General features: G+C 66.7%; 7 protein-coding genes, 1 tRNA gene and 2 pseudogenes. 4 read left to right on the top strand and 6 right to left on the bottom strand.

The genetic code is table 11. The features are described 5' to 3' along the window. Positions 1-246 precede the first annotated feature (246 nt). On the top strand, positions 247-3,795 hold the full coding sequence (gene dnaE / locus ACY45C_RS15525) for a DNA polymerase III subunit alpha (protein ID WP_462188310.1): 3,549 nt from the start codon (positions 247-249) through the stop codon (positions 3,793-3,795). A 145-nt stretch (positions 3,796-3,940) separates the two neighbouring features. Here the strand turns inward: dnaE and ACY45C_RS15530 are convergent, their stop codons facing one another. From ACY45C_RS15530 to ACY45C_RS15540, 3 genes are all read right to left on the bottom strand, one after another. Beyond that, positions 3,941-4,693, bottom strand: coding sequence for an O-methyltransferase (locus tag ACY45C_RS15530; protein ID WP_462188311.1), 753 nt, complete (start codon positions 4,691-4,693; stop codon positions 3,941-3,943). A gap of 360 nt (positions 4,694-5,053) precedes the next feature. Next, positions 5,054-5,422 (bottom strand): DUF5615 family PIN-like protein, encoded by a 369-nt coding sequence (locus ACY45C_RS15535; RefSeq protein ID WP_462188312.1) that lies wholly within the window; start codon positions 5,420-5,422, stop codon positions 5,054-5,056. Beyond that, the gene (locus tag ACY45C_RS15540; RefSeq protein WP_035953249.1) at positions 5,419-5,646 is read right to left on the bottom strand and encodes a DUF433 domain-containing protein; all 228 of its coding nucleotides are present in this window, start codon (positions 5,644-5,646) and stop codon (positions 5,419-5,421) included. Before ACY45C_RS15540 ends, ACY45C_RS15535 begins: the two co-directional genes overlap by 4 nt. 75 nt (positions 5,647-5,721) lie before the next feature. On the opposite strand from ACY45C_RS15540, the gene ACY45C_RS15545 reads away from it, so the two are divergent. After that, positions 5,722-6,435: an IS6 family transposase gene (locus ACY45C_RS15545; RefSeq protein ID WP_462188313.1), complete on the top strand. Its 714-nt coding sequence runs from the start codon at positions 5,722-5,724 to the stop codon at positions 6,433-6,435. Between the two features lie 268 nt (positions 6,436-6,703). Here the strand turns inward: ACY45C_RS15545 and ACY45C_RS15550 are convergent. Next, positions 6,704-6,779 (bottom strand) — tRNA-Thr (locus ACY45C_RS15550). Positions 6,780-7,453: 674 nt separating this feature from the next. Between ACY45C_RS15550 and ACY45C_RS15555 the strand changes: the two genes are divergently transcribed. Both ACY45C_RS15555 and ACY45C_RS15560 read left to right on the top strand, forming a co-directional pair. Next, a complete protein-coding gene (locus ACY45C_RS15555) occupies positions 7,454-8,869 on the top strand; it encodes an MMPL family transporter (protein ID WP_462188314.1) in 1,416 nt (471 codons plus the stop codon). A gap of 5 nt (positions 8,870-8,874) precedes the next feature. Further along, positions 8,875-9,687 carry an MMPL family transporter gene (locus ACY45C_RS15560; protein WP_462188315.1) on the top strand — a complete coding sequence of 271 codons (813 nt, stop codon included), beginning with the start codon at positions 8,875-8,877 and terminating at the stop codon, positions 9,685-9,687. A gap of 286 nt (positions 9,688-9,973) precedes the next feature. On the opposite strand, the pseudogene ACY45C_RS15565 reads toward ACY45C_RS15560, so the two are convergent. Both ACY45C_RS15565 and ACY45C_RS15570 read right to left on the bottom strand, forming a co-directional pair. Then, a pseudogene (locus ACY45C_RS15565) lies at positions 9,974-10,083 on the bottom strand (IS6 family transposase); the annotation flags it as partial. A gap of 105 nt (positions 10,084-10,188) precedes the next feature. Beyond that, a pseudogene (locus tag ACY45C_RS15570) lies at positions 10,189-10,341 on the bottom strand (SAM-dependent methyltransferase); the annotation flags it as partial. Between the last annotated feature and the right edge of the window lie 55 nt (positions 10,342-10,396).

Raw genomic sequence — 10,396 nt, forward strand, 5'->3', positions numbered from 1 at the left:
TATCGCAGGTACCAGCGGACAGCGAGGAGGCGCGCTCGCGCGGCACGTGGTTGGTCACGGCGCAGAGCTTGCCTGATCGCGTCGCTGCTTCCTCGGGAGTGCTGACGAATCCGCCGTTGATCTCAACGAATTATCTTTGAGGGATCAACACACTTAGGGGCTGTTGTGCCGCGTGCCTCTCTGGTGGCTCTGAGTGGCGGGGTTAGACTCCGACCGGCGGGCCGTTGCGGGCGAGAGGGGACTGGGATGCCGGCGGATTCTTTTGTTCACCTCCACGTGCACACTGAGTATTCGATGCTGGACGGTGCGGCGAAAACGGGCTTGCTTTTCAAGGAAGCGGCGAAGCTGGGGATGCCGGCCGTCGGGATGACCGACCACGGTAACATGTTCGGCGCCTACGAATTTTATCAGGGTGCGAAGTCCGCGGGTGTCAAGCCGATCATCGGGATTGAGGCGTACCTGGCGCCCGAGTCGCGCCATCACAAGCGGCCTGTCCTGTGGGGTGAGCGTTCGCAGCGCGACGTCGACCCTGCGGGTGAGGGTGGTGACGTGTCCGGTGGCGGCGCCTACACCCACATGACGATGCTCGCGGCCAACGGGGCCGGGCTGCGCAACCTGTTCCGGCTGTCGTCGATCGCGTCGATCGAGGGCTACTACCGCAAGCCGCGGATGGACCACGAGCTGGTCTCCCAGTACTCCGAAGGGATCATCGCGACGACGGGCTGCCCGTCGGGTGAGGTGCAGACTAGGCTTCGTCTGGGCCAGTTCGACAAGGCGCTCACCGCGGCGGCCACCTACCAGGAGGTCTTCGGCACGGACAACTTCTTCCTGGAGTTGATGGATCACGGTTTGCCGATCGAGCGCAGCGTCCGCCAGGGGCTGCTCGACATCGGCGACAAGCTGGGGCTTCGCCCGCTGGCCACGAACGACTCGCACTATGTGACCCAGGATCAGGCGGGAAGCCACGAGGTGCTGCTGTGCGTCGGCACCGGTAAAAAACTCGACGATCCGACCCGTTTCAAATTCGACGGATCGGGATATTACCTCAAGTCTCCGGAGGAAATGCGCAACCTGTGGGACAGTGAGGTCCCCGGGGCCTGCGACAGCTCTCTGCTTATCGCCGAGCGCGTCGAGTCCTACGACGATGTTTTCAAGTTTGTGGACCGGATGCCGCGCTACCCTGTCCCCGAGGGTGAGACGCAGCTGTCCTGGCTGCGCAAGGAGATCGACCGCGGACTGACGTGGCGCTTCCCTGCGGGCGTGCCCGCCGATGTGGTCGAGCGCGTCGACTACGAGGTCGGCGTGATCGACAAGATGGGTTTCCCGGCTTACTTCCTGGTCGTCGCCGACATTTGCAAGTTCGCGAGAGATCGGGGCATCGGGCTGGGTCCGGGGCGTGGATCGGCGACCGGGTCGATGATCGCCTATATCCTGGGTATCACCGAGCTGAACCCGATCGAGCACGCGCTGATCTTCGAGCGGTTCCTCAACCCGGAGCGGATCAGCCCGCCGGATATCGACCTGGACTTCGACGAACGTCGACGCGGTGAGGTGATCCGCTACATCACCGAGCAGTACGGCGAGGACCGCGTCGCGCAGATCAACACCTTCGGCACCATCAAGGCCAAGGCCGCGATCAAGGACTCGTGCCGGGTGCTGGGTTACGACTACGTCCTCGGCGACAAGATCTCAAAGGCGATGCCGCCGGATGTGATGGGCCAGGGCATCCCGCTGGCCGGGATCTTCGACCCGAACCATGAGCGGTACGGTGAGGCCGCCGAGGTCCGGGCCCAGTACGAGACCGACACCAAGGTTCGGAAGGTCATCGACACCGCGCAGGGGCTGGAGGGGCTCACCCGCGGCACTGGTGTCCACGCCGCCGGGGTCATCCTGTGCTCGGAGCCGCTGCTGGATGTCCTGCCGATCCATCGCCGCGACAATGACGGCGCGATCATCACCGGGTTCCCGTTTCCTCAGTGCGAGGAGATGGGCCTGCTCAAGATGGACTGCCTCGGCCTGCGGAACCTCACCGTCATCGGTGACGCGATCGAGGCCGTCAAGCGTAACCGCAACGTCGACATCGACCTGTCCACCCTCCCCCTGGAGGACACGAAGGCCTTCGAGTTGCTCGCCCGCGGCGACACGCTCGGGGTGTTCCAGCTCGACGGCGGACCGATGCGTAACCTGCTGCGCCTGATGGCACCGACGAAGTTCGGCGACATCGCCGCCGTGCTCGCGCTCTACCGGCCCGGCCCGATGGCGGCCAACAGCCACATCGAGTACGCCGACCGCAAGAACGGCCGCAAGGAGATCCTCCCGATCCACCCCGAGCTCGCCGAGGCGCTGGAGCCCATCCTCGGCGAGACCTACCACCTGGTGGTCTACCAGGAGCAGGTCATGGCCATCGCCCGGGAGCTGGCCGGCTACAGCCTCGGCGGCGCCGACCTGCTGCGCCGCGCGATGGGCAAGAAGAAGAAGGAGATCCTGGACAAGGAGTTCGCTCGCTTCTCCGCCGGGATGAGGGAGAAGGGCTACACCGACACGGCGGTCCAGGCGCTGTGGGACGTGCTCGTCCCATTCTCCGGCTACGGGTTCAACAAGTCCCACACCGCCGGGTACGGCGTCGTGTCGTTCTGGACGGCCTACCTCAAGGCCAACTACCCGGCCGAGTTCATGGCGGCGCTGCTGACGTCCGTCGGTGACGACAAGGACAAGATGGCGGTGTACCTGGCCGAGACCCGCCGGATGGGTATCCAGGTCCTGCCCCCCGACGTCAACGAGTCGGATCTGCGGTTCGGTGCGGTCGGTGACTCGATCCGTTTCGGCCTGGGGGCCGTCCGTAATGTTGGGGAGAACGTCGTCGCCTCGATAGTCGCGGCCCGGCGGAGGAAGGGCGCGTATGAGTCGTTCGCTGACTTCCTGCAGAAGGTCGACATCGGGGTGTGCAACAAGCGCACCATCGACTCGCTGATCAAGGCGGGGGCGTTCGACTCGCTGGGCCATCACCGCCGTGTGCTGGTCAATGTGCACGAGAACGCGATCGACGCAGTGATCATCACGAAGCGGGCCGAGGCCATCGGCCAGTTCGACCTGTTCGGCGACGGGGGCGCCGGAGAGGAGGAGAGCCCGGCGCTAGGACTCGACCTGGACCTGTCCGGCCCCGAATGGCCGAAAAAGGAGCTGCTGGCTCAGGAACGCGACATGCTCGGCCTGTACGTGTCCTCGCATCCGCTGGAGGGTGCCGAGCGGGCGCTGGATCGCCACCGCGACACCCGGATCGTCGACCTCGCCGAGGCCAACGACGGGACGACCGTACAGATCGCCGGCATCATCAGCAAGATCGACCGGCGGATCAACAAGAACACCGCCAAGGCGTGGGCGATCGTGACCGTCGAGGATCTCGACGCCTCCGTCGAGGTGCTGTTCTTCCCCCAGTCCTACGAGGTCCATTCGTACGCGCTCGTGACCGACGCGGTCATCTCGGTGCGGGGCAGGATCAACGAGCGGGAGGGGTCGGTCTCGCTGTTCGCCCAGGACCTGACGGTGGTCGATGTCGCGACGCACGTGAACGGGCCGCCTGTCGTCATCACTCTGCCGTCACACAAGATCACACCACCGCTGGTCGATGACCTCAAACTCGTCCTGACGACTCATCCCGGGACAACTCCGGTGCACCTGCGTCTCGAAGGCCCGCAGAACACGCATCTGCTCCTGCTCGAACTCCAGGTGCAGGCGAGTAGTTCGCTACTCGGGGATCTCAAGGCCCTGCTGGGTGCCCGAGCGGTCACCGTATGAGCGACCCGTCGCCGGAGGCGAGACAGCCTGCCGAGGTGGTGCTGTGCTCGACGGATAGTCCGCCGCGTTGCTGACACACTGGGTGGCAACGCTGGCCGTGCCGGCCGTCGACCTCCAGGCGTGGGAAGTCGACTATCAGGCGTGGCTACGAGGCGACCTGTGACACCCGGGCAGGTGCGTGTGGTCCGTCCGGCCAGGTCGGCAGCGTCGGAGCAGGCCGCAGCGGTACCGGCTGGAACATGCCCCCCGCTGCCAGCGGGTGAGCGCCGAGGCCCAACGGTAGATACGCCGTGCCGGAGCGGCGGCCGACTTCCAGGCAGGGGTACGGGTAGGCGATGGACGGGTCGCCCAGGTACAGCGTCTCCAGGTCGACGAGGCCGCCCAGCCGGGCGACGTTGAGCGGCTGCCCGTCGTAGGAGTCGTAGCCGAACCGGGGATGGCTGAGGTCGACGTTGTCAACAGCGACGATCCCGGCCTGGACCGCGGCCAACTCGTCGGCCAGTGGCCAGCGGTCGTACCAGTGGGCATCGAGGTAGACCAGCGGCCGATCGAACCGGCCGGTGAGCGACGCCAGCACAGCCGCGGAGTCGCCGGTCACCACGGTGGTGTTCGGCCGGTCGCGTAGCCGGGTGTGGGCGAATGCGGCGTGCTCCTCGACGACGTCGCAGGTGATGATCGGCAGAGTGGGGTAGAGCCGGGCGAGGTAGTCGGTGGTGTCGCCGAGGAAGCAGCCAGTCTTGATGATGCCGTCACATCCATAGGCGTCGATCAGGTAGTCGACCTGCAGCGCGGTAGTGATGTCGAAGCCGAACGGTCCCCCGCCGTCGGAGAGGCGAGCGCAGCCGGCGCGAAGGGTGGTGTAGAAGGTGTCCAGGAGGCCGATCGACGGCTGGTACATGGCAGCCTTTCACACGCTGTGAGTGTGGCGCAGCCAGCGAGGGGACTCGAACCCCTAACCGCTCGATTACAAGACGAATCACCGCGTATCGGAGCATGCCGGAACGTGCCGCCCCGTGCCGCAAAATCCGAGGTCAGGGCGATTTCCGTGCCGGAACGTGCCGGCCGATGCCGCGCCGTGCCGGAGCATCCGCGCACACAATGCGCACACAGGCCGCCCGGGTGCGGCGCACGACACACCGACATGGCAGACATACATAACTTTCTGGACACAGAGACGCTCCGACTACGGTACGTAGTTGATTGCGGTCTAGTGTGGGACCTGCGCGGAGACTGCGGGCCGGATCGGGGGTAGCAGTACTCAGCGGAGCGGGAGTCGACGGACCCGTACGTGGGTGGTGCTGAGCGATATGACGACGCCCTGTTCGAGGTCGGCTTCCAGCGCAGGCAGATTGGCCAGCAGCAGGGCGGCTTGCGCGTCGGGCTTGAGCTGGTCGCCGGACCGGAGCAGGACCAGCGAGGGAGCGATGCCCCGGCTGAGTGCGAGCAGAGTCGTGAAGTCGCTGTCGGCGGAGATGATCGAACGTCTCTCGGTGACGGCGAACGCGCTGACCTCGGTATCCGGGGAACCGCCAAGCCCGTGCTCGAGGACGTGCGTTGCGTCCATGCCCTTGTCGCGCAGCAGTTCGGCAACCCGCGGTGAGAGGTTCTCGTCGACGAGAAACCTCATGCGGCGATGAACGGACGCTCTTGCGGCATTGTCTCCGCGGCAAACGCGAGAGCAGCGAGCACGTCGTCGCGGGTGAGCGACGGATAGTCGGCGAGCAGTTCCTCGACCGTCGAGCCGGCCGCGAGCTGACCCAGCACCGCGGACACGGTGATCCGGGTACCACGAATCGCCGGCGCACCCGCCATGATCGCGGGATCGGCGGTGATGCGGCTGACGACGGCCATGGCCAGGAGTCTACCGTCGGAGGCGTGTGGCATCGGCGGAGTCCGGCATCGCGGATCCTGATCAGTCATGGCTGAGTGACGGGTCGAGGCCGTGCCTGTCCACCGGTTCCGGCGTCGGAGTTCGCGGGGTTCCGGTTCCCACCCGAGGTGATCGTCCTTACGGTGCGGTGGTACCTGCGGTTCGCCCTGTCGTACCGGGACGTCGAGGAACTGCTCGTCGAACGCGGTCTCGCGGTCGATCACGTCACGATCTACCGGTGGGTGCAGCGCTTCACGCCCTTGCTGGCCGAGGCGGCCCGGCCGTGTCGACACCGACCCGGGAACAGGTGGTTTATCGACGAGACCTACGTCAAGGTCGCCGGCCGGTGGACCTACGTGTACCGGGCGGTTGACCAGCATGGCCAGGTCATCGATGTCCTGGCCAGCACCCGCCGTGACCAGGCCGCTGCCCGGCGCTTCTTCGTTCGGGCACTGGCCCAAGGTCGCCGGCCAGTCGAGGTCACTACCGACAAGGCGTCTGTCTACCCGCGGCTCCTCGATGAGCTGCTTCCCGAGGCCTGCCACATCGACGCCGCCCGGGAGAACAACCGGATCGAGGCCGATCATGGCCGGTTGAAAGCACGGCTCCGGCCGATGCGCGGACTGAAACGGCTGCGTTCGGTCCAAACTGTCAGTGCCGGGCACGCCTTGGTGCAGAACATCCGCCGCGGCTACTACGAACTCGGGATCGACAGCAGCCCGCACCTGCGGCTGGCAGCCGCGTTCACCGAACTCGCCGCAGCAGTCTGATCAGCAGACGCTCCGGTCGCTGGCATGTCCAGCTTCCCCGCAATGCAACAGCGCCCACGGGACCGGCCGATGGTGACGGAATGTAACCGCTTTGGGAGGTGGCATTGCGACCGCGGATCCCGACTCAGGAGCCCGAAGACGACACCCCGTCGATGATCGTTCTGAGCGCGACCCTGCCGAATGCGCACACAATGCGCACACAAACCCATTTCGATCTTGAATAGATGATCTCCGATTTCGCGAAACCGCAGGTCAGAGACCATCTGTCTGGAGCCGGCGAGGGGACTCGAACCCCTAACCGCTCGATTACAAGTCGAGTGCGCTACCAATTGCGCCACGCCGGCGGATGATCTCACGATACCCGACCGCCGCACTGAGACGCTGAGGCCATCGGCCGGTTCGCCGCCGGCCGCGGTTCGCGGGCGCCGCCGGCTCGGCAAGATCAAAAGGGTGCCCGTGGCGTGCTCCCGCCGGTTGCCCGGCTCGAACCCGGCGAGCACCTACAGCCGGTAGACGTGTCGGGACCCGCTCCTCGGCCGTGAAGCGGGCGAGGAGCTCCCGCTCGGCCCGCTCGGGCCTAGTCAGCCCGGTCAGCCCGGTCAGCCCGGTCAGTGCCGCCATCGGGGTACCCCGACCGGCACCGATACCGCCGTCCACATTCTTGCCACCGAAAAATGTGGTGCCGGAACTGGTGAACAAATTTTGTCACAGCGGTTGTCGGGCAGTTCGTGGCGGTACGGTCGATCACGAGGCCAGGCGTGCGGGAACGCCGTAAAGTGTGGTCTCTCGTGAATCGTCTCTAGAATTATCGGACGATGATCCCCACCAAAGAGCCCCACCAAAGGGGACGTAATGAAGTAACAAATACGTGATCGAGAGCATCATCGCAGGTCACAGGCCTGTGGAGGGTTCGAAACGCGCAAGTTATTTCATTTCGACTCCAAAGAGTAATTGACGTTGCTTGCCCGCGAGATAGGTTGTCCAAAATAACGAAGGGCCAACCATGCTGATCGTTGCGTTGACAGGCGTCGCACGTCTGTGTGCCCGCCATCGCTGGATCGCGGTCGGCATGTGGGCGGTGCTCCTCCTGCCTGCGGTGTTCTTCGTGATCGCAGGTCACGCGCAATATAGCCACGATGTGTCGGTTCCCGGTTCCGAGTCGCAGCGGGCAATGAATCTGGCGCGCAAGGTGATTCCAGGCGGCGTCCTGCCGGACACCGAACAGATCGTGCTGCACGCCAGGCGCGGCACGCTGGCGGACCCGCTGGTGCACCAGCAGGTCGAGGAGTTGCTCGCCGACGTCGGGAAGCTGCCGGGGGTACTCACCGTCGCCGACCCGTTCGGACCACTAGGCAGGACGGTGCTGGGTGTGTCACCGGTCAGTGCCGACGGGCGCACGGCGGTGGCTCCGGTAATCATGAAAGCGTCGGCGCTCGAACTCGACCTCGGCGCGATCAGACGGGTCTCGGCCACGGCCCGGTCCTACAGCGGCCCCGAGCTTCAGGTGGGGTTGGGCGGGCCGGGCGCGACCGCGCTCACCTCGGCCGGCGTCCCGATCCGACCGCTGCTGGCCGCCCTCGCCGTCGCGCTGGCGGTCTTGTGCCCGACCCTGCGTTCGAGGGTGGCCGCCATGATCGCCGCGGTCGTCGCGGCCATGGCCACCGTCACCACCGTGGCCGTCACGACGGTGCTGTCCCACTACGTCCTGACGACTCCCTTCGCCGCTCTACTTGGCGGCATGATCGCCCTTGGGGTCAGCCTGGGCGGGTCCGTCCTGGTCGTCTACCGGGCGCAGACCGCGTTGGCGCGGGGCGTGAGCCCGGTCGACGCGGCCACCGAGGCGATGGTGAAGTCGGTAGCCGCCCTGGCCTCCGGTGGCGTGTGCCTGAGCGTGGCGATGACCGGGGTGCTCCTGCTGAACCTGGGCCCGTTGACGGGAGTCGCCCTCGCGGCCGGGGTGGCCGGGGTGCTCAGTGCCCTGGTCACCCTCACGCTGTTGCCGGCGCTGCTCGTCCTCGGCGGCACCCGGATGCTGGGCTGGCTCGGACGGCATTCCCTGACCACGACGGGTCGTGGCCTACCGCACCGGCCGGGCGTGCGATGGTGGTGGGCCAGGCAGGTGGGGTGTCACCCGGCTGTCGCCGTGGCCGCGGCGTGCGTGCTGCTCGTCGCCCTGGCAGCGCCGGTGGTCACCCTGCGGCTCGGTGGCGGCGACGCGGGCGCGGAGCCCACGTCGGCCACCGCGCGGCGCGCGTATGACGTGGTCAGCCGCGACTTCTTCAGCGGTCTCAACGGGCCGATGCTCGTCGTCGTCGACCGGGGGGAGGGCAGCCGGACCGTCACCGTGACCGACGTCGTCACCGCCCTCAACACGACGCCGGGGGTCAAACACGCGTACGCCTCGTTCGACAGTCCCGAGTCGGCCTGGCCCTGATCCAGGTGCTGCCGCAGGCGGGTCCCCGGTCGACGGACTCCTACGACCTGGTGCACCGACTGCGGAACGACGTCCTGCCGGCGGTCCTGCGGCCCACCGTGAGCCGCGCCTACGTGGGCGGGCAGGCGGCGTTGTTCGCCGACATGGCCGCGGATTTCCGCGGCGCGCTGCCGATGTTCGTGTTCGTGGTCCTGCTCGCGGTGGGCGCGCTGACCTTCCTCACGGCCTCCTCGCGCGTCACTGCCGCCGTACTCGCCGTTTCGGAGCTGTCGTGCGGCCTCGCAACGGTCGGTGTCCTGGCGGCGCTCTTCCAGCAGGACCGTTTCGCCGGGAAACTGGGCCTCCAGGCTGGTCCGATCGAACCGTTCATCCTGGTCTTCGTGCTGGTCGTCGGGTTCGGCCTGTCCCCGGGCATGAACCTGAGCCTGCTGAGCAGACTGCGCGAAACCGATGCGCCAGGCTGGCGGGCGCTCGAAGGCGACGCGGTCAGCCGCGGCCACGCCGACGTGGGGCACGTCGTCCTCACCATGAACCTCATCATGATCCTGGCGTTGTCGGTGGTCATGGCGCAGCCGTCCCGCACGCTGAAGCTGCTCGGGGTGGGTCTGGCGGTCGGTGTGGCGCTCGACGCGTTCGTGGTGCGAGCGGTCGTCCTCCCCGCGCTGGTGCACCTGGATCGGCGCCGCGAAACCGCTGGCGGCGTACCCGCCCAGCGCCGGCCGGGGAGGGCGGCCACGAGGTCGTACGACCCGCCGTCGGCGCCATCCCATGCGGGCAACGGCACGCGCGGCGGCCGTTTTTCCCGGAGGAGTACATAGGGATGGGGCCCGGGCGTGTTGCGTTCCGGGGAACGTTCCCGGGCAACGTTCCCCGGAACGTTGCCCGGGGAGTGGTGCGGGCCAGGCCCCGGGGGTCTGTTGCATTGCGGGACAGTACGGCAGGATGAACCCGGCCGGATCGGTGATCAGATCGCCCGCATGAGCTCGGCGAAGGCAGCCGTCAGCCGCACCTACGGGTCGGCGTCGACGTCAGGTTCGTAGTGTCCGCGGCGAAGATTCCGCACGAACGCGTGTCCGGCGCTGATCGTCTGGGCGGAACGGAACCCAGCGCGTAGCGCGGGTACCACCGGACCGCGAGCACGATCACCTCGGGTGGGAACCGAAATCCGTGAACTCCGGGACCGGGACAGGCGGACAAGGGCGGCAGCGAGCCATCATCCGACCATGCCCCGATGTCGGCGCGGCCCCCGGCCCCCGCCGATGCAGCAGTCCCTACTTCCCCGTTATCGGTAGGTAGGGCCGCGCGAAACCTTCAAAAGTCAGATCATCCGAGGCCTCGCGGTCCACCGGGTGGTTGTCCTTGCCGCCCATCCAGTAGTTTCAGATCCGAGCTGAATGCGGCGTCGCCGTGTCGATCTTCGGATGGTCCGTCGGGTTCCCGGTGCCATTGTGCTGCTCAGCTACGGTAAACATTCACGTAGATTCGTGATCTTGCGGTGAGTGGTGGTTTTGGAGCTGGGTGTGGATG

The sequence above is a fragment of the Frankia sp. CcWB2 genome, from assembly GCF_977927585.1.